Annotated in this window: 26 protein-coding genes; 8 read left to right on the top strand and 18 right to left on the bottom strand. The window is 55.2% G+C overall.

Annotated elements, in window-relative coordinates; all coding sequences use genetic code 11:
- Positions 1-325: 325 nt before the first annotated feature.
- Positions 326-856: a P-loop NTPase family protein gene (locus CA948_RS02915; protein WP_108727285.1), complete on the bottom strand. Its 531-nt coding sequence runs from the start codon at positions 854-856 to the stop codon at positions 326-328.
- Between the two features lie 209 nt (positions 857-1,065).
- Here CA948_RS02915 and CA948_RS02920 point away from each other — a divergent pair, with 209 nt between their 5' ends.
- Entirely contained in the window at positions 1,066-1,302 is a 237-nt protein-coding gene (locus CA948_RS02920; protein WP_203226741.1) for a hypothetical protein, read from the top strand.
- A 115-nt stretch (positions 1,303-1,417) separates the two neighbouring features.
- A complete protein-coding gene (locus CA948_RS02925) occupies positions 1,418-1,762 on the top strand; it encodes a DMT family protein (protein ID WP_094196341.1) in 345 nt (114 codons plus the stop codon).
- A gap of 405 nt (positions 1,763-2,167) precedes the next feature.
- On the opposite strand, the gene CA948_RS02930 is transcribed toward CA948_RS02925, so the two are convergent.
- Both CA948_RS02930 and CA948_RS02935 read right to left on the bottom strand, forming a co-directional pair.
- Positions 2,168-2,986, bottom strand: a complete 819-nt coding sequence (locus CA948_RS02930) for an META and DUF4377 domain-containing protein (RefSeq protein ID WP_108727286.1) — start codon at positions 2,984-2,986, stop codon at positions 2,168-2,170.
- A gap of 103 nt (positions 2,987-3,089) precedes the next feature.
- Complete coding sequence (locus CA948_RS02935; protein ID WP_108727287.1) at positions 3,090-3,797, bottom strand: tellurite resistance TerB family protein; 708 nt, start codon at positions 3,795-3,797, stop codon at positions 3,090-3,092.
- 215 nt (positions 3,798-4,012) lie between these two features.
- Between CA948_RS02935 and CA948_RS02940 the strand changes: the two genes are divergently transcribed.
- Positions 4,013-5,164 carry an ABC transporter substrate-binding protein gene (locus CA948_RS02940; protein WP_108727288.1) on the top strand — a complete coding sequence of 384 codons (1,152 nt, stop codon included), beginning with the start codon at positions 4,013-4,015 and terminating at the stop codon, positions 5,162-5,164.
- 91 nt (positions 5,165-5,255) lie between these two features.
- Here the strand turns inward: CA948_RS02940 and CA948_RS02945 are convergent, their stop codons facing one another.
- The 4 genes from CA948_RS02945 to CA948_RS02960 all read right to left on the bottom strand — a co-directional run bounded on the left by CA948_RS02945 (position 5,256) and on the right by CA948_RS02960 (position 8,505).
- On the bottom strand, positions 5,256-5,522 hold the full coding sequence (locus CA948_RS02945; RefSeq protein ID WP_230018614.1) for a DUF3892 domain-containing protein: 267 nt from the start codon (positions 5,520-5,522) through the stop codon (positions 5,256-5,258).
- 87 nt (positions 5,523-5,609) lie between these two features.
- On the bottom strand, positions 5,610-6,266 hold the full coding sequence (locus tag CA948_RS02950; protein WP_094198314.1) for a 3'-5' exonuclease: 657 nt from the start codon (positions 6,264-6,266) through the stop codon (positions 5,610-5,612).
- Between the two features lie 343 nt (positions 6,267-6,609).
- The gene (locus tag CA948_RS02955; protein WP_108727289.1) at positions 6,610-8,058 is read right to left on the bottom strand and encodes a GGDEF domain-containing protein; all 1,449 of its coding nucleotides are present in this window, start codon (positions 8,056-8,058) and stop codon (positions 6,610-6,612) included.
- Between the two features lie 180 nt (positions 8,059-8,238).
- A complete protein-coding gene (locus tag CA948_RS02960) occupies positions 8,239-8,505 on the bottom strand; it encodes a hypothetical protein (protein ID WP_108727290.1) in 267 nt (88 codons plus the stop codon).
- 552 nt (positions 8,506-9,057) lie between these two features.
- On the opposite strand from CA948_RS02960, the gene CA948_RS02965 reads away from it, so the two are divergent.
- A complete protein-coding gene (locus CA948_RS02965) occupies positions 9,058-9,927 on the top strand; it encodes an MOSC domain-containing protein (protein ID WP_094196348.1) in 870 nt (289 codons plus the stop codon).
- 18 nt (positions 9,928-9,945) lie between these two features.
- On the opposite strand, the gene CA948_RS02970 is transcribed toward CA948_RS02965, so the two are convergent.
- Positions 9,946-10,407, bottom strand: coding sequence for an Lrp/AsnC family transcriptional regulator (locus tag CA948_RS02970; RefSeq protein ID WP_009455584.1), 462 nt, complete (start codon positions 10,405-10,407; stop codon positions 9,946-9,948).
- A 146-nt stretch (positions 10,408-10,553) separates the two neighbouring features.
- Here CA948_RS02970 and metC point away from each other — a divergent pair, with 146 nt between their 5' ends.
- On the top strand, positions 10,554-11,777 hold the full coding sequence (gene metC / locus CA948_RS02975) for a cystathionine beta-lyase (RefSeq protein WP_108727291.1): 1,224 nt from the start codon (positions 10,554-10,556) through the stop codon (positions 11,775-11,777).
- On the opposite strand, the gene CA948_RS02980 is transcribed toward metC, so the two are convergent.
- The 4 genes from CA948_RS02980 to CA948_RS02995 form a co-directional block, all read right to left on the bottom strand.
- Positions 11,757-12,230, bottom strand: coding sequence for a hypothetical protein (locus tag CA948_RS02980; protein ID WP_094196350.1), 474 nt, complete (start codon positions 12,228-12,230; stop codon positions 11,757-11,759). The two genes, metC and CA948_RS02980, sit on opposite strands and share 21 nt — an antisense overlap.
- A gap of 158 nt (positions 12,231-12,388) precedes the next feature.
- Complete coding sequence (locus CA948_RS02985; protein WP_108727292.1) at positions 12,389-12,802, bottom strand: NUDIX hydrolase; 414 nt, start codon at positions 12,800-12,802, stop codon at positions 12,389-12,391.
- Positions 12,803-12,848: 46 nt separating this feature from the next.
- Complete coding sequence (locus tag CA948_RS02990) at positions 12,849-13,238, bottom strand: YbaN family protein (RefSeq protein ID WP_094196352.1); 390 nt, start codon at positions 13,236-13,238, stop codon at positions 12,849-12,851.
- 2 nt (positions 13,239-13,240) lie between these two features.
- Entirely contained in the window at positions 13,241-13,831 is a 591-nt protein-coding gene (locus tag CA948_RS02995; protein WP_108727293.1) for a peroxidase-related enzyme, read from the bottom strand.
- 177 nt (positions 13,832-14,008) lie between these two features.
- On the opposite strand from CA948_RS02995, the gene argG reads away from it, so the two are divergent.
- Positions 14,009-15,343, top strand: coding sequence for an argininosuccinate synthase (argG, locus tag CA948_RS03000; RefSeq protein WP_108727294.1), 1,335 nt, complete (start codon positions 14,009-14,011; stop codon positions 15,341-15,343).
- Positions 15,344-15,599: 256 nt separating this feature from the next.
- On the opposite strand, the gene CA948_RS03005 is transcribed toward argG, so the two are convergent.
- The 6 genes from CA948_RS03005 to CA948_RS03030 form a co-directional block, all read right to left on the bottom strand.
- Positions 15,600-16,433, bottom strand: coding sequence for a phosphodiesterase (locus tag CA948_RS03005; RefSeq protein ID WP_108727295.1), 834 nt, complete (start codon positions 16,431-16,433; stop codon positions 15,600-15,602).
- Positions 16,434-16,508: 75 nt separating this feature from the next.
- Complete coding sequence (locus CA948_RS03010; protein WP_108727296.1) at positions 16,509-17,594, bottom strand: ABC transporter ATP-binding protein; 1,086 nt, start codon at positions 17,592-17,594, stop codon at positions 16,509-16,511.
- Positions 17,584-18,396 (bottom strand): ABC transporter permease, encoded by an 813-nt coding sequence (locus tag CA948_RS03015; RefSeq protein ID WP_203226742.1) that lies wholly within the window; start codon positions 18,394-18,396, stop codon positions 17,584-17,586. Before CA948_RS03015 ends, CA948_RS03010 begins: the two co-directional genes overlap by 11 nt.
- 7 nt (positions 18,397-18,403) lie before the next feature.
- Positions 18,404-19,210 (bottom strand): ABC transporter permease, encoded by an 807-nt coding sequence (locus CA948_RS03020; RefSeq protein WP_094196358.1) that lies wholly within the window; start codon positions 19,208-19,210, stop codon positions 18,404-18,406.
- Between the two features lie 28 nt (positions 19,211-19,238).
- Complete coding sequence (locus CA948_RS03025; protein WP_230018814.1) at positions 19,239-20,204, bottom strand: ABC transporter substrate-binding protein; 966 nt, start codon at positions 20,202-20,204, stop codon at positions 19,239-19,241.
- 152 nt (positions 20,205-20,356) lie between these two features.
- Positions 20,357-21,424: a LacI family DNA-binding transcriptional regulator gene (locus tag CA948_RS03030; RefSeq protein ID WP_108727298.1), complete on the bottom strand. Its 1,068-nt coding sequence runs from the start codon at positions 21,422-21,424 to the stop codon at positions 20,357-20,359.
- Positions 21,425-21,671: 247 nt separating this feature from the next.
- On the opposite strand from CA948_RS03030, the gene CA948_RS03035 reads away from it, so the two are divergent.
- Both CA948_RS03035 and kdpF read left to right on the top strand, forming a co-directional pair.
- Positions 21,672-22,424 carry a type 1 glutamine amidotransferase gene (locus tag CA948_RS03035; protein ID WP_108727299.1) on the top strand — a complete coding sequence of 251 codons (753 nt, stop codon included), beginning with the start codon at positions 21,672-21,674 and terminating at the stop codon, positions 22,422-22,424.
- Between the two features lie 118 nt (positions 22,425-22,542).
- Entirely contained in the window at positions 22,543-22,596 is a 54-nt protein-coding gene (gene kdpF, locus CA948_RS17925; protein WP_234354425.1) for a K(+)-transporting ATPase subunit F, read from the top strand.
- Positions 22,597-22,614: the final 18 nt, after the last annotated feature.

The following is a 22,614-nucleotide window of genomic DNA, read 5'->3' on the forward strand; positions in this document are numbered from 1 at the left end:
TCGTTAAGCATGTCGAGTGTGGGCACTCTTTGCATAGGGTCATATCTAAACCAAGGCCACCAGTAGTAAATCAATATAGCTAAAAAAATGAGGGCAATGACGCCAAAAACGCGTCCGTCCCAGAGGAGCGTATCTCTCAGTCCATTGACGATCAGTGTGGTAAAGAAGAGCCAGAGAAAGGCATAAAAGCCTACATTTAGCATGAGTGCCCAAGAGCTAAGCATTATATTTTGTCCTATGTCAAAATAAATGAATATAGCGCTTTTCGTTCAAAGGTGCAGCCGTTTGCGGGAGGGGGCTTAAAGAGTGTTCGATTGCGTTTGGCTTAAGCTTTCAACTGTTCACGTTTGTAGAAAAGGTTAAGTTCTCGCGTTGACTGCAGCCTAATTTTAGGCAAGGTGCTCGCTTCAAAAATGCTCAAATACTTGTGGCGATTAGGCGGTGTGACGATGGCGATGTGGCGGATCATTTGCCATTTCACGCTGTCTTTACTGCCCTCCAGAGCACCACGACGATCTCGCTCAAACAGGGTGCGCCGAAAGTAGCGCAGCAGGCTGGTCGCAGTGGAAACCTCTAGCACGATAAAGCCTGTCGCGCGCTCCAGGCGTGGGGCCAGGTGACGAGTGTAGTTACCTTCCATCACCCATTGTTCTTGCGCAATAGCCGCCTGATGCAGCGCAACAAAATCCGCTTCGGGGCGGGGAATCCAATTGGTATGGGGTAGGTGGTAGAGCTGATCCAGGTGCACGGCCGGGATGGCCAGTTTGCGTTCGATAGCGTCAGCCAAGGTGGATTTGCCACTATTGGACGGACCAAGAATGCAGATACGGGGGCCGAGGCTTTCAAGAGGGGGCATGGTGCAGTGCAGGTGTGAGGCAGGTCAGTGGCGGTGAGCTAAGTTAAGGTGAAGTGAGTCTATCATCACAGCCCTATCTCGTCGCGCTTGGTAAGCAGGCAAGCCCAACACCGCTATTGTGATCAGGACGCTGATGATAGCTGCTGTTATGGTTGGGTTTCAAACGGTGAACAATACGAGTTATTGGGCCCACTTAGGTCAAAATGTGCTTGGCCGTTGCACTGACTTTGTTCTCAAGCGTGCTGTCGTTTCCTTCCCATGCTCAGTACACGGGTCCGTCGGAGAGTAGTCAGACGACGCAAGCGGAAGCCTTGAAACATCCTGTGGATGATCAGGACGTGCGGGAGCAAGGCCATCTGCTACCTCAAACGGCCCACCACAAGTTTCTGTTGTCTGGTGGTCGCGGGCAGATCGTGGCGGGTTTTCTGAAAACCGTGGACGGATAACCGTTGCTTGATACCCCGTTTTTTTGCTGCCTGATTATCCTCATAGGCGCTAATCCAATGTGACGCTACACTGGCCGGGTCGCGGCGCAGGTCGCTTTTTTTCTTCGTGTCCAGAATGGCTAAGATCCTCCCTATCTTGATGTTGGTCGTCTCCAATGTGTTCATGACCATTGCCTGGTATGGGCACCTGAAGTATCCCAATAGCCCATTGCTGAAAGTTGTACTGATCAGTTGGGGTATTGCCTTGGTGGAATATTGCCTGGCAGTGCCGGCTAATCGTTTGGGGCATACCGTTTACAGTGCGGCCCAGTTAAAGACCATGCAGGAAGTGATTACCTTGCTGGTGTTTGTGGTGTTCTCGGTGCTATATCTAAAAGAGAGTTTTACGCTTAATCACCTGGTCGGTTTCACGCTGATTGGTGCCGGGGCATTTTTTATATTTTATGGGCCACTGAAATAAGGAATACCTTATTGCCGGTACAAAAAGGGCCCCCTCGCTACGCCTTTGGCTTGCTGCCCCCCGGGGGGGGGGTTGTCTTGGGGCGGCCCGGCGACAAAAAAAAGCCTCGCATATTGCAAGGCTTGAAGCCGGATAAATAGGGAGGTGGAAAATGTTATCCGGTATTCCCATATTACGTATGAGTAAGCTTGTTGACTAGGTTCAATGCATAGCAGTGCGTAACTGTTTGTGGCTCCCTGGCTGCGATTTCTTATCCTGTTGTGGCAATTTGAAATAGGGTTTTTTTCTAAGCCTAATAAAAAAACAGCCTGAAATAAATGACCCCCAAGATGGCTTAAACCAGCCTTGGGGGTATTGGATTCGGCCATTCGTGAAGACAGCACTCAGATAGGGTAGCTGCCTGACTTATTTGCCGATTTGTTCAGACTCCACCACCATGTCCAGCACGTCGGCCTTGGAAGAGGCATCAGCAGGGACGTTTTTCAGTTCGTAGCGGTTGATACGCAGCACGTTACGAACACCTGGTGTGTGGGTGTAGCCCTCGATGTCACCGTAGTAGTACATCCATTCGCCCAGGTGGGTTTTGACACCAGAGTCGTTGTACTGGATTTCACGTACTTTCAGGCACTGGTAGTTGGGCATGAGAGGATGCGAGCAGGCTTCGCGCTGCGCCGCTACTTCCAGAAACACCCGGGTAGGCTCACTGCCATAACGGGTCGTGGCAGTAGGCTCCCCTTTCAGGCGCCATTGGGTGCCGTCCTTGAAGCTCAGAGTCAGGACGGGGGCCGGGTTGTTCGGCGCAGAGTCGGCCTTGCTCATGCTCCATGTCGTTGCCGTAGGCAGCAGCTTGCCCACGGCTTGCTCATTGCGCATCAGTTCGGGGTCCGCGCACATTTTCATGGTGCTGACCGGCGAAGTAAAGCTAATGCTGGAGCCCTTCAAGGTGTAGCCGCTGCCCAGAACATTACACAGATTGTCGACCGACATCATCTTGTCGGTGAAATTCAGGGTGACTTGTTCACCGCCTGCGCCAGCAATAGCGGGGGCTGGCTGGCCGTCTTTGCCTGCAGTGGCAAATAGACGCCAGTGATAAGCCTGCAAAGCGGTTTCTTTGTCCATATGGTGCTCGGAGTTAGCGGGGCTGGATGAGTTGTTTGGAGCCGCACAGGCGGCCAGACCCATTAGTGCGATTGACGCAATCGTTAACTTGAAGGTGCTTTTCATGGGTGGTTTCCTTGTTGAGTCCTTGGCTTGCCTTGTGTGGCGCCCTTGAGGAAAACAAACGCGCTCCGGTGACGTCGTTGCACGGAACAGTTGCCAGTTGGAGTTAGTTTGTTGTTAAAGCCTGTACTTGATTATCCAGGCTTTTGCGCAAAGAGTCTGGCAAGGATAGTAAACGTGCCAGCTCATCAAGATAGGCTCGTTCCATATAACTTTGCTCGTCAATGGCAAGTACGCTGGTCAAATAAATCTCGGCCGCCATCTCGGGTGTTTGAGCCAGTTGGGCAACGGCTTGCGGGTCAACAGGCTTGAGCAGCTCCTGGGACAACCAGTGGCGTGCCTGTTCGGGGGCGGCCATTTTATCGATTTCTGCATCGATCAGTTCGCGCTCGGCATCGCCAATGTGACCGTCTGCCTTGGAAGCAGAGACCAAAGCGGCCAGGATGACCATGGCGTGTGTATCGGCTTGACTGCTGGCGGCCAAAGGCAGTGGGGCGGGAGGAACGGCTTGCACTGGAGAAGGGGCAGCTTGTTGGCCCGCATTTTGTTCTTGCCAGTTCTGGTACACCTTGACGGCCAGGGCGCCCAGGGCAGCGGCTCCACCATAGGCGGCCATGGAGCCCCCCATTTTGCGGAATTTCTTGTTGCCTAGCAGTACGCCCAGAACGCCGCCTACAACGGCCCCACCGCCAAAACCACCCGCCTGTTCACTGATCTTTTTACCCAGGCCGGAGGTATTTAACTGGCCTTGGCCTTGTTTCAGGGCGCTTTGGCCGCTTTGCAGAATTTGTTGCAACATTTGCTGAAGTGACATGGATTCGCTCTATCAGGTAAGGGGTAAACAGTAGCTTCGTTATAAACTACTTTATTGGGCGCGCCCGCGTACAATTGTAAGCAGACCTGCCGGGGAAAGTCGCCTAAGAAGGCGGGTATGGCATGGGCAATTGGGTGTCTTGTGTCCCGATCAATCCATATAGGCGCGCTTGCGCTGATATCAAGGGGGGAAGGGCTTAACTGGCTCTGTATATTATGAAATTGACTCGAACTGCTTTCGCTTTGTCCGTAGTGTTGGCCACCTTGGCCGCTCCGGCCCAATCACAAGTCAAAATCGGCGTGATCGCCTCGGCAACCGGGCCGACAGCGGTGGTTGGTTTGCCGCAGCGCAATACAGTGCCCCTCTTGCCAACCAAGGTTGGAGATCTGACCGTTGAGTACATCTCCATGGATGACGCCAGTGATCCGAACCAGACCGTCACCTTGTTCAAGAAAATGATTTCCGAGGACAAGATCGATGCCCTGATCGGGCCTACTGGCTCGCCCAACGCAATGGGCCTGATTCAGTTTGCGGCTGATGCGGGCACGCCGGTGCTGGCACCGGTGGGGGCGGCATCGGTTGTGTTGCCGATGACTGAGCAAAAGAAATGGGTGTTCAAAACCACCCAGAACGACGACATTATTGCTCAGGCCCTGGTCAAGCATATGGTTGACAATGGCGTCAAGACTGCGGGTTTTATCGGGTTCAACGATGCCTATGGCGAGAGCTGGTTGAACGTGTTCAAAAACTTGGCGGATGTAAACAATATCAAGATTGTGGCTACGGAACGCTATGTACGTTCGGACACCTCGGTAACGGGTCAGGCCTTGAAGGTTTACGCCGCTAAACCGGATGTGGTTCTGGTGGCCGGCACGGGCGCGGCTGCCGTGTTGCCGCAAGTGACTTTGGTCAAGCAAGGCTACAAAGGGCAGATTTATCAAACGCACGGTGCCGCTTTGCCTGCGTTCTTGAGCCTGGGGGGCGAGCAGGTGGAGGGCACGATTCTGGCCGCCAGCCTGATGCTGGTGTTGCCTGAGATTGAAGACAGCAATCCTGCCAAGCCCATTGCTCAAGATTATATCCAGCGCTACTCCGAGCGTTATGGTCAGGCCCCTGCTACCTTTGGTGCCAACGTATATGACGCCGGCCTATTGCTGGAAAAGGCGATTCCTGAAGCAGCCAGCAAGGCCAAACCGGGTACGCCTGAGTTTCGTTCTGCCTTGCGTGATGCACTGGAGCAAACTCGTGACTTGGTGGCAACCCAAGGTGTCTACACCATGTCGCCTGAGGACCATAGCGGCTTTGACGAGCGTGGTCGTGAACTGATCACTGTGCGTAACGGCCAATGGCGCTTGCTCAAACCGTAAGCAGGTTTGAAGGCAGGTATGAAAAACGCGGCGTCACGCCGCGTTTTTTTGTGTTCCCTGATAGATAGAGGAAGGAAAGTCAGGCTGCTGTTCAAGCAGCCTGGCTGGGTAGGCTGAGCAAAATGTGAGGCTCTTCAACTTCAAGCTCAGTTTTCAGGTACTTGGCACCAAAACGGCTGAGCGCCACGGTCAGTTTGGCGGGAATGCCATCCAGAAGAATGTAGTAGTCTTCTTGGCCCTGCTCAATTTGCTGGACAACATCGGGTTGAGAGCGTTGCCAGCCCGCTCCTCCAAGATGGGTAATTCGTTCGTAAGGGTCCCGACGCATATCTTTCGTGACGTATGCAACCTCGATCATTTGCCACCTCATGAAGTTCTTGTTGGGACCTTCATCATTGGGCATAAGCAGGCTGGTAGCCATTAGGGATTTTACGAACCTTGAGGTTTATACCTTCAAAGCCTTGATCAGATAGGGGTCCAGGTCCGGCTGGCGCAGCAACCAGTTCTTGTAATCCTGTGGCACATCGGCAATAGCCATGCCCTTGTGTTTGCCAAAATGCAAAACGGTGGGAATGCGGGCGTGCTCGGAGAGCTGCCACAACTGTTCCCAGGTGTTGATGTTCTGCTTGAGCCCCAACAAATACTGCAGCAGCGACAGGCAATTGCGTACGTCGGCCAGTGCGCTGTGTGCGTTGCGCAGGCGTTCGCGAGCATTGGCGCGATCAATGTGATAAATCAGAGCAGATTGGCTGTAGCTATCCAGGCCTGGAATCAAGTGGCGCGATAAGGCCAAGGTACAGATACGCTTGATATTGGGGGAACCGGCCACCCCCCAGTCATAGTCCACATTGTGACCGATGATGTATTGGGTGTCGGCAGGCAGCTTGAATTCGGTGTGCGGGGGGCAGTCCTGCAGCTCCTCGTCATAGATGTGATGCGTGGCCAAGGCGCCTAGCGTATTGGCTTGATCAGGCCGGTAGCGTTGCTCAAATTCTTCATTGACCAGCAAAAATACCGGGTCGCTCAAACGCAACCAAGCGGCCTCGATGACTTGAGGCTGGGCAGTGCCGGTGGTTTCAGTATCAAACAGCAGGGCAGACATACAGGAATCGCTAACAGACAAAGCCGTCATGGTAGTGCATGTGTCTGGCTTTGCCTATACGGGCTTGAGGCGAAACCCTTCAGGAGTTCCCCAGCGATTGGTGCGTAGTAGCCAGTGAGTCTGGCAGTTCAGACAGCGATACTGTGTTTCGTGGGCTCCGTCAGGAGATGGGGGGTGTTGCCCAAGTAAGCGCAAATCGGCATGCGCTTGGCTAGTACTGACACCCTGTGGCAAGGCCAAACATGCCTGGCACAAGGGCGAGCCGTAAACTGACGCCATATCACCGCTCCCTGATGTGTTGTTTCGTATTGATACATCAGTATCGGTTTGCTTACGGATAGCGTCAAGTACCTGTCTTGGGCTCGGGCAAATGGTAGGAATAACTTTGATCCCTACCCGCGCGTTTTGCTTCGTACAAGGCAGTGTCTGCTTGGCGTAGCAACGCGTGTAGATCCAGGGTTGAAGAGTCCAAAGTGGCGATGCCCAAACTGGCAGTCATAGTCAGTTGTTGGTCGTTGTCCAGGCAAAAGGGCAGCAAGGAAATGCTTTTACGGACTCGCTCAGCAACAGCATGCGCTTGTAGTGCGCTGCAGTCCGGCAACAAAATACCAAATTCTTCTCCGCCTAGCCGGCCGCATACATCGGTCTCGCGCAAAGCCAGTGAAATACGTTGGGTAACAGCGCTCAAGGCCAGATCGCCGACATGGTGGCCGTGGGTGTCGTTAACGGGCTTGAAGTGGTCGATGTCCAGAACGATGACGCTGATAGGAACCTGTTTCAAACGGCATTGGGTCAGTATTGTCTGGCTTTGCTGATAAAAAGCCTGTTTGTTGAGCAAGCCCGTCAGGTCATCGTGGTGGGCAAGTTGCTGCAGTTTTTCAACCGCCAGATTGCGTGCTGACATCAGGCTGGCGCTGGTGATAGAGGCCAGCGCAATGGAAGCAATCCCGATGCGCAGTGACAGCAGGTCTAGCGAGGAGTGGAACTGATTGGGCAAGAAGTACACCGGCGGGCTCAGGGCAAACAGCGTCCAGAGCACATAGAACAACGTCAGTAAGGTGGTCGAAAAGAGCGAGTAGCTAAGGGCGCACCACAATAAAGGCAGGACGGGAAAGGCCAGGGAGCCGGGGCCGTCAATCAGCAGGCTTAACAAGCTGGCCAATAACAAGGACAGAGCGGGCGCTAACTGGGCCAGGCTCATCAGGTGCGGTTCGTTCCAGTATTCCAGAAAGCGGCGCCAAGGGCGCGCGGGGGCGGTCAGGATGACGGGCAAGATAGCGCTATAGGAAATCAAGCTAGTCAGCATCCAGGACAGAATGGCCAAAGGCAAATCCTGATCGGTATGCAGATACAGGGCAAAACCGCCTAGCAAGGCAGATAAAACGCAGGCCAGGCCGTAGTAGGAGGCCAGCGTCAACATCGCCTGGGGGCGACGCAGGGAAAGATCCAACTGGCGATTGCGGGTGATCAGCCAATACGCCAGGCTGACGCCGCTGACATCGGCTACGGTCAAAAGCAGCGCAATGGGTAGGGGGTTGGTGGCAAGTAGCTCGGCACAGAAATAGGCCAGCGTAATGAGTAGCCAGTTAAATTTTTGACTGGCCCAGTCTGGGCGGCGGATAAACAGACCCAGAAGCACAGCTTCGGTAGGCCAGAAGATGGTTAGTGCATCGGAATGGTGCAGCTTGGTACCCAGCAGGGTCAGAAGTAGGACCAGGCTGAACAGGAAAAACCGGGAGAGATAGGAGTAGCGCCGGGGTGGGCGCAAGCAGAAAGCCTGCTTTGGTTTCATATCCGTTGCCATAGGAGCGCACGCTCAACGTGGACGCTTTACAGCGTCGGATAAGTTTTAAGCCGCCACTATTTTAGGACGAAAGCAGGAATGGCCATTACAGATTGTAATTATGTGTTATCAAATGAGACTAATACGGGGCTGTATCTGACTACCCCGTATTAATTAGGCAGCATATTCTTAATTCAGAGCGGGCATGGGATGGCGAGGGGCCACGTGATGCACGTCCTGCAGGCGGAAGCGAAACCGTACGTTGGCATCCTGACTATGGGCGTCGGCAGTGTAGGTGGTGCAGCCGTGTACAGGTGAACTGAAGATCACGGTACCAGCCATACGAGGGCCGTTTTTAGGTTGCAGATACACCGTATCGCCAATGCGAATATCGGTTTTATTCAAGGCAATATGGTCAGGGCGCGAGATCAAACCAGTTGGATAGACGTTTTTCATATTTTTTTCCTTATCGTGTGGTGTCATTACATCGTTTTTTTATTGAGATTTGATGACACCATGATGGACCAGCCTCCACACGGAGGTCAGGCCATTGCTATTTCAATGTAGAGCATCGCTGACTGGACAATAACAATGTCAAGCAAACGTACTCTGTGACAGCATGGACAGCGCCTTATTCGTTTGCCAAGCATATGGACGGAGCAAGTAGTCCGCTACGATGCAAAAAATAAGTCTGGATGTGGCTGCCGTCGCCGTAGTAAATGAATACCCGCATGTTTGGGGACATGCCAGAAGGTCAAAGGGACCTGTTTACGTGGGTATATTCAAGAAAATATTGATCGCACGTTCTTGATGTAATGGATATATGGGCGCGATCAGCTAACTATTAAGTCATAGGTTTGCGATGTTGTCAAGTGTCAGGGGGACGTCATTGCCGCAGGTCGATGTTTCTAATCCACTTCTTTGCACGCTATCGTCAAAGCAGGGGCGGGCTGTTGAACAGGCTGTTTTAGAATACGTTCTTTATCTTGCCTTTTGTTGTTGCCTCCCATGATTACCATCACCGGCTTGTTCACCCATCCCATCAAATCCTGTGCAGCCCAGGCGCATCCGCAGGGCGTTGAGGTTAGCGTTGCGGGCCTGGCCCACGATCGCGAGTGGGTCGTTGTTGACCAGCAGGGCGTATTCATGACGCAGCGTCGCTGGCCGCGTATGTCCTTGATTCGACCATTGGTACAGGATGGGCAGATTACGGTCCAAGCGCCCGGTATGGAGACGTTGAGCTGGTCTCTGGATGCTCCGGTAGGGGATAACGTCGCCGTCTCTGTGCGTATCTGGAGTTCAGATACGTTGGGCCGGGATGAAGGCGATCAAGTCGCGCAATGGTTTAGCGACTTTTTGCAAACCCCTTGTCGGGTATTGCGTAACCATAGTCGTGCCCGTCGGTATGTCCTGACTGAACGGGTACGCCCTTGGGAAGAAAAGTCTCAGGGCTGGCGCCAGATCGGTGATCAGCTAAACGGTTTTGGTTTTGCCGACGCCTTGCCCTTTTTGTTCACCAATGAGGCGTCCCTGGAAGAGCTCAATCGCCTGGTTCTGCAGTCTGGGGAGCAAGCGGTGCCCATGGATCGTTTCCGTGCCAACGTCGTTTTCACGGGTTTGCCCGCTTACGAGGAAGACTACGTCCTGGGTGTGAGCAGCGAGGGTCTGAGCTTTGCGTTTGTCCGTCAGTGCACCCGTTGCCCTATGCCCAACGTGAACCAGCGAACGGCCGAGGTGGGCACACAACCCGGTTTGGCCTTGGCGCAAAGTCGCCAGTTTCCGCAAGGCACCTTGTTTGGCATGCAAGCCATGCTGGTTGAATCCCGGTCTCAGAGGCTGACGATTGGCCAGACCTTGGACGTGGAATACAGCTTTTAAGCATTAACCGGCGCCGGATCAGGCGTAGTCCAGGGGTAGACGTGTCGTGAACTTGATCTGCTCCATGGCAAAACTGGAGCTGACATCGGTCAGCTCTATTTCCGAGATCAGTCGCTGGTAAACCCGGTCAAAGCTTTTGATATCCGGCACGACGACACGCAGTAAATAGTCGGTATCGCCGCTCATGCGATAGAACTCCACAATCTGTGGGATTGCCTCGACCACCGCCGAAAACTGGCTGTACCACTGCTTGTTGTGCTGATTGGTCTTGATAGCCACAAATACCGTGACTCCTACATTCAGCTTTTCTGAACTGAGTAGCGCCACCCGCTTTTCGATATAGCCCTCTTGTTCCAGACGTTGTATGCGTCGCCAGCAGGGAGTGCTGGACAAACCCACCCGATCGGCAATTTCCTGGATCGCCAAGGTGGCATCGTTTTGTAGGATCTCCAGGATGTGCTTGTCGAATTTATCCAGCATAAAAATAATTTCCCAATAATATCGGTAGTTGTGGATTTTTATTCTCTGAATTCTGCCTGTGGTAGCGTGAAAACGCAATAATTGCCCCTGGGCTCTTGCGTAGACTGTTTCCATTCGTCTTTAGCGATCACGATCAGGAAAACAGCATGCAGGACTGCGATTATCAAAATACGCGTTTGACGCATTTAGGCCGGGACACCCGCGTGTCGGCTGGCTTTGTGAATGTGCCCGTTTGTCGTGGCTCGACTATTTTGGCCGACAATCTGGAACAATGGGCCCAGCGCAAGGAACCTGACAATCCCTATGTTTCTTATGGCCGCTTCACCAACCCTACCTTGCAAACCTTGACGCAAGCCGTGGCCGAGCTGGAAGGCGGTTTTCAGGCCAGCCTGTTCCCGTCTGGCTTGGCGGCGTGTACCCATGCTTTGTTGGGCATGCTGGAAGTCGGGGATCATTTGCTGATACCGGATTCGGTCTATGGACCGGTACGCGCGTTTGCGCAGCAGGTACTGGCTAGCCGCATGGGTATTCAGGTTCAGTTTTACGAGCCGTCTTTGGGGGAGGAGATAGCCAGCCTGATTCGTCCCCATACCAAGGTGGTGTACGTAGAGTCGCCCGGTTCGGCCACCTTCGAGATTCAGGATATCCCGGCCATTGCACGTTGTGCGCATGCGGTCGGGGCGTATGTGCTTTTGGACAATACCTGGGCTACCCCCTTGTTTTTTAAGCCGTTTGAACATGGCGTGGATGTGTCTATTCAGGCTGCCACCAAATATCTGACGGGGCATTCCGATGCCTTGCTGGGAGTTGCCACGGCCAATGAACGCGCTTGGCCGTTGCTGCGTCGGGCGGCGCATGATTTTGGTCAGACAGCCGGGCCTGATGATGCCTTTTTGGCGCTGCGTGGCATGCGCACCTTAGGTGTACGCTTGCGTCAGCATCAGGCCAGTGCCTTGCAGATTGCCCGTTTTCTGGAACATCATCCACAGGTACAACAGGTTTTGCATCCGGCGCTGGAGTCTCATCCCGGCCATGCGATCTGGAAGCGGGATTTTACCGGTTCTACGGGTTTGTTCGGTGTGGTGCTGGAACCGTTGAGTCAAGCGCAGTTATCTTTATTTTTCAAGACCTTGCGCCTGTTTGGTATCGGTCTATCCTGGGGCGGGTTCGAGAGCCTGGCTTTGCCTATGGATATGCCCAAGCGCAACGGGCGCGCCTTGTTCGGGCAGGGGCAGTTGTTGCGTTTGCATGTAGGGCTGGAAGAGCCCCAGCACTTGCAGCAAGATCTGGCACAGGCTTTGGATGCGGCCTATGCCCTTAACACGTCCAGAAACACAGAGGGGCTGTGCTTAGTTGCCCAGCAGGCTTAACTGCTGGTTTTCCTGTCGGGCGATCAGGCGGCGCGTCTGTTCTTCATTAATGTCCAGACTGGGATCGTCCAAAGAAGGTTGAGCGGGGCTGGAGATGCGTTCTGCAATTCGGTTCCATCGCAGCCCCAGTTTGCTGGGCTTGGCCGGGCGGCGACGGCTGCGCGGGGCGGTTTCCTGTTGGTCGGGCGAGTACTGGGTCAGGTCAAACTGGCCTGTAACGATACCCACTTGCTTGAGCAGAACCATGGCTTGCAAGGGACTTTTGAAACTGCGCGGATCTTTGCTGCGGGCGGTAACCAGCACCGCCTGACCGGCACGCGTGGCCACTTGTACAAAAAAATGATTGCCTTGTCCTTTGATGGACACACCTAAAATGCCCCCGGCTTGCGTGGCGGCACGCAGCTGCTGCAGGGTAAAGGTGACGATTGCGCCTTGACAGGGCAAAGAGGACATAAATTAGCGCTCAATAAAGAAAGCCCGCCGTTGCGGGCTGGTCGGGCAAACAGCTACGTCCCCGCAAGAGGGGACTCAAGGGCGACATTATGCCAAAAAATAGGCGGTTCGTGGTTTGGACGGCACAAGACGGAAGGACGTCTTGTGCAGGTTGAGCCTTAGGCCGCGGCCTGTGCGCACAGACGCGGCAGGATGTGGTTAGCCAGCAAAGGGGCCAGCGTCAGCGAACGGATTTCTTGCGGGCTGACCCAGCGGGCTTCTTCCAGCTCGGCAGCGGCCTGAATGTCGCGGTCTACTGTCAACGTAAACACGTGGGCATGAACCATATGGCCAGGCTCATTGGCGGCGGGGCTTTCAAAGTAGGCTTCGTACCGGGCCTGGGCGGTTTCTTCCGCTTTCAAGCCCAGTTCTTCATCCAGTTCACGTTGCAAGGCTTGCAAGGGCGTCTCGCCTGCTTCCAGCTTGCCACCGGCTTGCATGTAATAGGCGCTGCCACGTTTACGGACCAGCAAAATTTGTCCGGCAGAGTTGGTGATGTAGGCGGCAGCCAGCAAGATGACAGGATGAGACATGGGTTCTTCAAGCAAAAGGGGTCAAGCCAGGATCGGTTCAAGCAGGCTATTTTTGCACAGGCTCGGAAGGGGTGTCATCCAGGGTTTTGGCTCGCAGCAAATAACGAGTGGCGAAAATGCCCGGAATTAACAAGCCCAGTCGATACCAGCCCAAGTGACTGGTCAGCCAGGCCGAGGCGGCCAGCGACAGCCACAACATGATCAGCGCCCGACGTTTGGCTTTGCGGGTCAAGCCTTGGCCGTTTTCCCAGTTGCGCAAATAAGGGCCCAGATGGCGCTGGTCCAGCAGCCATTGATGAAAGCGGGGGGAGCTACGGGAGAAGCACCATGCAGCCAGCAGCACAAAAGGCGTGGTAGGCAGCAAGGGTAAAACAGCGCCGGCAATGGCCAGCGCTACACATACCCACCCGGCAACCATCAGGGCGTAACGCATCATGCTTAGCGGGGAACGCGTCCCAGCATGTAGAACTCGTCATTGCAGCGCATGGACATGAAGTTGGCCATGCGGTTGCTCAGACCAAAAAAGGCGCTGATGCCGGCAATGTCCCAGGCGTCTTCGTCGCTGAAGCCGTGCTCGTGCAGGGCCTGGAAGTCCGCGTCTTCAATCTCCTGGGCGTTTTGCGAGACTTTCATGGCGAACGCCAGCATGGCTTTTTGACGCGCCGGAATATCGGCCTTGCGCCAGTTCACGGCAACCTGGTCTGCCACCAACGGGTTCTTGGCGCGGATGCGCAAAATCGCACCGTGGGCAATGATGCAGTAATGACACTGATTGGCGGCGGAGGTAGCCACCACAATCATTTCCCGATCGGCATGGCTCAAACCACTGGGCTTTTCCATTAACGCGTCGTGATAGGCAAAAAAGGCGCGAAACTCGTCAGGGCGGTGTGCCAGAGCCAGAAATACATTCGGAATAAAACCGGATTTTTCCTGTACGGCTTCAATACGACTGCGAATATCCTCGGGCATGTCGGCCAGGGTAGGGACGGGATAACGGCTGATAGCGGGTTGTGCTTGTGTCTCGGGCATGGCTTGTCTCCAGGTGAAAATGGATGTTCTAGTTCATCGAGTAATTAAATCCAGCTACGCAAAGGTGTCCAGGGTCGGTCAAGACGATATAATGACATATTGATCCTGCCGCGGGCATGGCTCTGCTATAGAGTCTTACGGGCGGAACTGTACTTGCACACCACTACTGACGCGATAATGACAACCATCCTTGAATCTCTTCCAGTCGGCCAGAAGGTCGGCATTGCCTTTTCCGGTGGCCTGGACACCAGCGCTGCACTTTTGTGGATGCGCAATAAGGGCGCGATCCCTTACGCATACACCGCGAACCTGGGTCAGCCTGACGAACCCGATTACGATGCGATTCCCCGCAAGGCCAAGGAATACGGTGCCACGCTGGCCCGTCTGGTGGACTGCCGTCAGCAACTGGTGGCTGAAGGGATTGCCGCCTTGCAGTGCAACGCCTTTCACATCACCACCGGCGGTGTCACCTACTTCAACACCACGCCTATTGGCCGTGCTGTGACTGGCACCATGCTGGTTGCTGCCATGAAAGAAGACGACGTCCATATCTGGGGCGACGGCAGCACCTACAAGGGCAACGACATCGAGCGTTTCTACCGCTACGGTTTGTTGACCAACCCTGAGCTGAAGATTTACAAGCCTTGGCTGGACCAGACGTTTATTGATGAGCTGGGTGGCCGTGCCGAGATGTCCGAGTACATGCAGGAAAACGGCTTCGACTACAAGATGTCGGCCGAGAAAGCCTACTCCACCGACTCCAATATGCTGGGTGCCACGCACGAAGCCAAGGATCTGGAATACCTGAACGCCGGTATCAATATCGTCAAACCCATTATGGGCGTGGCTTTCTGGCGTGACGACGTGGCTGTGGCCGCTGAAGAGGTGCGTGTGCGCTTCGAGGAAGGCCAGCCTGTTGCCTTGAACGGCGTGGAATTCGCCGACCCGGTGGAACTGATGCTGGAAGCCAACCGCATCGGCGGCCGTCATGGTCTGGGCATGAGCGACCAAATTGAAAACCGCATTATCGAAGCCAAGAGCCGTGGCATTTACGAAGCTCCCGGCATGGCCTTGCTGCACATCGCTTACGAGCGCCTGGTGACCGGCATCCACAACGAAGACACCATCGAGCAGTACCGCATCAACGGTTTGCGTTTGGGCCGCTTGCTGTACCAGGGCCGCTGGTTTGACCCACAAGCCATTATGCTGCGTGAAACTGCCCAGCGCTGGGTGGCTCGTGCTGTTACGGGCGAAGTGACTCTGGAACTGCGTCGCGGTAATGACTACTCCATCCTGGATACGGTTTCGCCTAACCTGACCTACAAGGCCGAGCGCCTGAGCATGGAAAAAGTGGACAGCATGTTCTCGCCACGCGACCGTATTGGTCAACTGACCATGCGCAATCTGGACATCGTGGACACACGTGATAAGTTGTTCACCTACACCCAGGTTGGCCTGCTGGCTCCTGCTGCCGGTTCGGCTGTGCCTCAGCTCAAAGACAGCAAGAAGTGAGACATCGCGGCAGATCGGGGGGCTCTGAGTAGAACCCCTGATTTGAAGTAGCAGTGTCAAAACACCCCAATGCCCGATTCAACAGGCATTGGGGTGTTTTTTATGGAGTTGGCCCAGCGTTCCTGAGCCGTTCTGTTTAATGGCTGCAGTTGTCGCTACTTGCTTGAGTACGCAGAAGCGGTATGAGCCTATCGTCAATTTGTTTTGATGAGACCAGCAAGACGCAAGCTGCGCTTATCGTGCGTCGGGCATCGAATCAGTCGATCAGTTTTCCGCTTGGCTCATGAAAGGCGAATGGGCCATCGAACTGACCCACTGTGGCGGTATGGGTGACGATCTGGCCGTGATTACTCAGTGCATGAACGGCATAGCCCGGTGGTTCCAGCGTCCAGGCCGAGGTGGCATCCTCAGCCAGGTCCAGGCAAACCTGGTGGGCAACAGAGGGGGCGGTGCTGGCAATGGTTCCGCCAAAGCAGATCTGTATATTGCGATGCAAATGTCCGCTGATTACACGTTCCACATTGTTATGCTGACGCACAATCGCCTCCAGTTGTTCTGCCCCGTTCAGTAGGCCAATCTTATCCATATGGCCGATCAGGGTGTTGAAAGGAGGGTGATGCAAGGCAATGACGGTGGGGCGCTTGGACTGTGCGCTCAGTTCGGCTGCCAGCCAGTCCAGTTGCTCCTGATCCAGACTTCCCGCACTGGCACCCGCGACGGCACTGTCCAGGGCCAACAGTCTTAACTCACCCACATCCACGCCGTAGCAAACGGGGCCGGTCTTGCCCAAGTAAGTATGCTCGGGAAAGCTTGCGCGTAATTGCTGTCGATCGTCATGGTTTCCGGGCAGCAGGTACACAGGAATCGTTCCTAGAGGGGCAAGCAAGCGGCGCAAGTGGGCATATTCCTGCGGTCTGCCAAAATCAGTCAGATCGCCCGTCAGCACGATCGCATCTGGCTTTTGGGGCAGGGCCAGAGCGTGCTCTATGGCCTGTTTCAGATAGGGTGCGGTATTCAGGCGCCCATAGGCCAGCCTGCCTTCTTCCCGGATATGCGGGTCTGTCATTTGAATCAGTAGTGTTTTCAGCATCTTTTTCCGAGCTCCCCTAGGTGGGCGCTTTCTGTGTCAACGGTTCGGTGGGGAAGGTAAGTGGCGTTTTCAGGATCAGGGTTGATTAGGGACATCCTGGGAGTGTGTCACGGTGCCTGGCATCAGTTTTATGGGATTGATCCGAATGCCCACGATACTGCCGACCATCGCTGTGTGATCCCGATCAACTTCGGCAATCATGTCTGCCTGGCCTTCGACGCCTAGTGTCAGTTGCACCCTTCCTCCCATAAAACTGCGTTGACGCACCTGTGCCTGTGCCCAGCCTATTGGTCTGTTCATGGAAACGTCAATATCTTCTGGCCGGACCAGCAACTGATCGGTGCCGAGCAAGGTCTCGGGGCAGGGCAGGCATAGATCGGCTAGCTGAATGTCCTTGTTCAGCAGGTTTTGCGCTGTACGTTGCAGTACATTCACACGCCCCAAAAAGGTCGCCACAAAAGGGTGGGCCGGGTTGCGGTACAGGCTTTCACCGTCGCCGGTTTGAACAATGCGGCCCTCGTGCATGACGGCCAGCCGATCGGCAATCGCAAAGGCTTCCTGCTGATCGTGGGTGACATGAATGGCCGTGATGCGTAAACGCCGCAGTAGTTCGGCCAGTTCATCGCGTAAGGAGATTTTCAACTTGGCATCCAGGGCGGCCAAGGGTTCGTCCAATAGCAGGACGCGGGGCTGATTGGCAATGGCTCGCGCAATGGCGACCCGCTGTCGTTGGCCCCCGGACAGCGCAGAGGGCAGACGTTTTTCCAGGCCATTCAGACGCATGAGATCGACCAGCTCGCCGACTCGTTCTTGGCGCAGGGTTGGTGCCATGCCCTTGATTTTAGGGCCATAAGCGATATTGGCTTCTACCGTCATAGAGGGGAACAAAGCGTAGTGTTGAAACACCATGCCTACCTCGCGCTTTTCAATAGGCACATGGGTGACATCTTGCCCATCGAACAGAATGCGGCTGCCGGCGTCTGGCATTTCCAGACCGGCGATCAATCGTAGCAAGGTGGTTTTTCCACAGCCCGAAGGCCCGAGCAAGGCCATGACTTCACCGGGGTCGATGTCCAGTGTGCTGGGATGCAAACCCCGCGTGCCATCCGCATAGGTTTTGGCGCATTGTTCGATACGTACCGGGACGTGTTTATTTTCCATCGTGTTTCTCCAGCAAGCGCGCCAGTGTTTGCAGCCCCCAGAGCACGGGCAAGATGACGAGCATGAAAATCAGTGTATAGGCCGAGCCCACTTCGATACGCATCGACGCGTAGCTGTCAGCCAGCCCCACGGGCAGGGTGCGGGTCAGTGGCGTATGCAGCATCCAGGTCAGGTTGAACTCGCCCAGGGACAAGGTGAACACCATCAAGCTGCCCGCCACAATCGCGGGCAGGATGGCGGGCAGCAAGATGCCGAAAAAGATCTGGCTAAAGCTGGCACCCAGGGATCGGGCGGCTTCTTCCAGATCAATCAGGCTGCGTTTTTGCAGGGCTGCACTGGTGGTGCGCACCATAAAGGGCAGGGTGAACACAATGTGGCCCACCAAAATGAACCAGAAGCTTTGCCGAAAACCTTGTAAGGAGCCGTAGGCCAGCAGCAGGGCTAACGCCGAGGCCAGCCCGGGAACGGCAACTGGCAAGGTCAGCAGTTCCTCAAAGGCTCGGGCCAGGCGCGAGCGGCTGCGAGCCAATGCGTAGGCACAGGGCACACCAAGCACAATGACAGCCAGTACGCAGAGTAAAGCCAGTTGCAGTGATAGCCAGACCGTACCGCCATAGTTCACCCAGACCTGTTCCAGCCATTTCAGGGTCAGGCCGCTTTTCAGGCCCAGTCGATAGTTGTTGACCAGGCCCGCCATCACCGAAATCAGGATGGGACCCAGCAGAAACAAAACAGTGAGGCCAGTGACCGCCAAAAGCAAAGGAGCAGGGCGATGCATGCTGCCAGAAGAGATTGTCTTCATGGAACCCTCACGCGATGACGGAGGGGTCGCGCACGAGACGCCGAGCCATCCACAAGGTAAACCATGTCAGCAGCCCCAATGAAATGGATAGGCTGGCGGCCAGGGTGAAATTCGCATAATTGGTAAATTCGTTATAGATGGTGATGGGCAGTACTTCGTAGCGGCTGGACAAGGTGAAGGCCGTGCCGAAGGCGCCCATGGAGGTGGCAAACACAATGGCGCCACAGGACAAGGAGGTAGGTGCGAGTTCCGGTATCCAGACGTCTCTGGCGACGGCCCAACGCGAGGCACCGCAAGAGCGTGCCGCTTCTTCCAGATTGCGGTCGATGGATTCTGCCGCCGCAGTGTAGGTGGCAATGGCGCGGGGCAGTGAAAAGTACAGGTAGGCCAGAAACAGACCTAACAGGCCATAGGCAAAGGTCACGCGTCCCAATCCCAGACCCTGCGTAATTTGGGCCAGCAGCCCCTGCCGGCCACCCAGCAAAATAATGAAAAAACCGACAATCACCCCTGGGAAAGACAGGGGCAGGGTCATCAAGGAGAGCAGCAGACGCTTGGCAGGGACGCGATAGCGAGCCATCACAATTCCTACCATGGCGCCTAATATCAGGGTCGCCAGCGTCACGATGGCAGACAGGAGCAGCGTTTGCAGCAGGGCCTGCAAGTAACGTCCTGATGTCAGAACGACCCAATAGGTGTGCATGCCTTCTTGTGCGGGTAGTGCCAGGAGCTGTGCTGCAGGCAAGAGCCAGAAGGCGGCAAAGAAAGCGACAGCGGGGGCCGAGCACAGGGGTAACAGGTATTTGCGTTGCATACGCTCACTCCACATCTCAGAGGGCCGCTTAGCGGACCTCGGCCAGGTAACGTTCGGCAAAGGGTTTCTGGCCTTGTGCCATGCGGTCATAGTCAATTGCCTTGGCACGGGCGTATTCGCTGTCAGGCAAAAAGCGCGACTGTGCCTGTTCGCTGATGGCGCTGCTGCGAACCGGACGCAGGAAGGCATTGGCCCAGATGGATTGACCTTGCTCGGAAAGCACAAAATCCAGCACTTTACGTCCCTCTTCGGTGTGCGGTGCCTTGTTGACCAGCGACATCACGTAAGGAACCACAATCGTGCCTTCTTGCGGAATCACGAAGGCCACATCTTCTCCGTCCTTGTATTGGGCGCGATAGGCGCTGAAGTCATAGTCCAGCAAGATAGGGATCTCGCCGGAAATCAGGCGCGCATAGGCGGTTTGCTTAGGGACAATGGGGTTGTTTTGCTGCAGGGCCTTGAACCAGTTGATGGCCGGATCAAAGTTATCCATCGTGCCGCCCAGGGCTTCATTGATGGCCACGGCGCCCACATAACCCACGAAGGCGGACGAAGGATCTAGGTAACCGACCAGACCTTTGTATTCCGGTTTGAGCAAGTCGTTCCAGGAGGCAGGGACCGGTACATCGCCCAAGGCTGATTTGTTGACCATGATGCCCATGGTGCCGGAGTGAATGGCAAACCAGTGGCCTTGCGGATCCTTTAAGCCTTCCGGAATCTGCTCCCAGCCCTTGGGTTTGTAGGCCTGCGTCACGCCTTCTTTCTGGGCCTGAATGGCAAAGGTAATACCCAGATAGGTCACATCGGCCACCGGGTTGGCCGATTCGGCAACCAGTTGGGCCAGCGACTGACCGGAGTTCTTGTTGTCTGGAGGCACGGTAATGCCGGTGTGCTGTTTGATGGCCTCGATTTGGCTGGCCCAATCAGCCCATTCGGGTGGGCAGTTGTAGCAAATCGCCGTCTGTGCGGCGGCCGCATTGCCCAATGTCAGCATGGCCAATGGCAATGCGACGCGGCAGGCCAGTGTGCTCAGGATGTGTTTCATGGTTGGTCACTCCAGTTAGTAGGTGGGTCTATATAAAGCCGGCATGGCTTGCAAGCAGGGGTGTTGCGGGAAAGTTTCCCGGAAAGGAAGGCACAGCATTGTCAGGGCGCCTGTAGATGGAACGGAGAGGGGGCGCAGGACTCACCCGGATCAAAGGTGTAGGGCAGCAATATCGACTCTTGAGCCGGGACAGCCTGCTGCCGGGCCATAGAACCCAGCAGCAGGCCAATGCACTGGCGGCCAATTTCCTCATTGGGTTGAGCAATGGTGGCCGGGCGAGGGAACAGCTCAGCCCCCAGGCCAATGCCGTCAAAGCCGATGATGCTGATGTCCTGGGGTACGCGTAAACCGATCTGCTGGGCGGTTCGCAGACAACGAATGGCAATCAGGTCATTGGAGCCAATGACGGCCGTAGGCCGATCAGCCTGACGCAGCAGTCGGGCGACGCTGGCCAAGTGAATGCCGCCTTCTGTGGAGGCAGGGGCTGTCGGGTCCTCAGGAGGGTGATCCATAAAAGGTACTTCCAGTAGCGGCATGGGGGCCAAGCCCGCGCTTTCCATTCCTTTGAGGTAACCGCAACTGCGTTGTTGGGCCCGGTCCGAGACATGCAAATGTCCGCTCACCATGGCAATGCGGCGATGACCTTGGGTGGCAAGGTGACCAATCAGCTCAATCATGGCTTGCTCACCATTGACGCTGACGCAAGGGTGTTCGGGATGCTGGTTGTAGGCCAGTACATAGGGGCAGGGTGTGGTGCTCAAGCGTTCCAATGCCGGGGACGTGGCCGGATTGGAGACCACCAGCACAATGCCTTCGACATTGCTGGCCAACAGCAGAGCTACGGCCTGGGATTCACGTTCGACGTGGTATTCCGTAAAGAAGGGCAAGATGGCGTAGCCGGCATGGGCGGCGGTATCGGCTATCCCTTTCAGGCACTCGGCAAAGACGGGGTTCAGCAAAGTAGGCAAGACCACGCCAATCACACGGCTGCGTTGGCTACGCAGGCTGCGGGCCGAAGCATTGGGTTGATAACCCAGGGCCTGTATGGCAGCTTGCACACGCAGCAGGGTTTTTTTACCCACTTTCTCTGGTTCGTTGAGCGCACGCGATACCGTGGCAACCGATACCTGCGCTGCCTTGGCAACATCCAGGATTCCAACATTGGCCATGACATTCAGCCGTCAAAATGAAAACGATTACATTTGAGCAAAGGCATATGTCAGGCAAATGACGAATCGGTTTTTTTCCTGCCGGGCACCAAGAACCTTATCGGGTTTCGTGGCCGGAAGCATCGTTCCTCACCAAAATTGATGCCACTTATACGAGCGGGATCTGAAACAGATCCTGGTCTTGATGCGGCGGATTCTACAGTGGGCTCTCCTGAACAACAGGCCTGCGCGGTCAGGCTTTCACGTCATGAAACCCATTCTTGTTTTGCAGCACGAGGCTACACAAGGGCCAGGTGTATTACTGGATCATCTGGAGAAAAACGGCCTTTGCTATCAACTACTGATGTCACCGCTGGAGGGGAGAGCACCGGTCTTGGCACGTGATTACAGCGGGATTGTCGTCTTGGGCAGCGACCATAGTGTTAACGAGGATCTGCCCTGGATAGTGTGTGAACAGGCGCTTTTGCAGGATGCAGTCCAGCGCCATGTTCCTGTGCTGGGCCATTGCTTTGGGGCGCAGCTTCTGGCCCGTTCTCTGGGCGCCAAGGTGCAGCGCAGCCCGTATCCGAATATAGGCTGGGGCCAGGTCTGGAGCAGCCCTTATGCCCAGCGTGTGATGGGCCTGCCCAGACGTGCTGTGCTGTTTAACTGGCATTACGACACTTTTCAGATTCCTTCGGGTGCCAGCCGGACGTTGTATGGCCCTCATTGTCTGAACAAGGGCTTTGGCTTGGGTCCGCATTGGGCTTTTCAAGGTCATCTGGAAGTGACTGCCGATAGCATTCGGCAGTGGTGCGACCACGGTCGCCACGAGCTGGCGCAGGTATACGGTCCTGCCGCTCAGGATGCTGACCATATCTTGCTTGGGCTGGGTCAGCATGTGAGCACCTTGCATCTTCTTGCCAGACAGACTTACCAGCGCTGGACAGATCAGTTGCTGGAGCGCTCCGGGTTTGCCCGCACCCAAATCCATATGCCGTCTTTATACGCAGGCCAGTAAACACTGCTCTGAATTTATGCCGCCAATTCTAGACTTTCTCTGTCTGCTGCAAGTCAGCATTGAGAGGGAGTGTGGAATGAGTGCGTCTTTTTTTACGGTTCTGGCAGGAGGGATTTCTATGGGACTGTTTATTTATTTGTTCTATGCCTTGATTAAGGCCGAAAAATTTTAGCTTCAGGCCGACAAGTGT

It is taken from the genome of Alcaligenes aquatilis, from assembly GCF_003076515.1.
GTDB classification, from domain to species: Bacteria; Pseudomonadota; Gammaproteobacteria; order Burkholderiales; family Burkholderiaceae_B; genus Alcaligenes; species Alcaligenes aquatilis.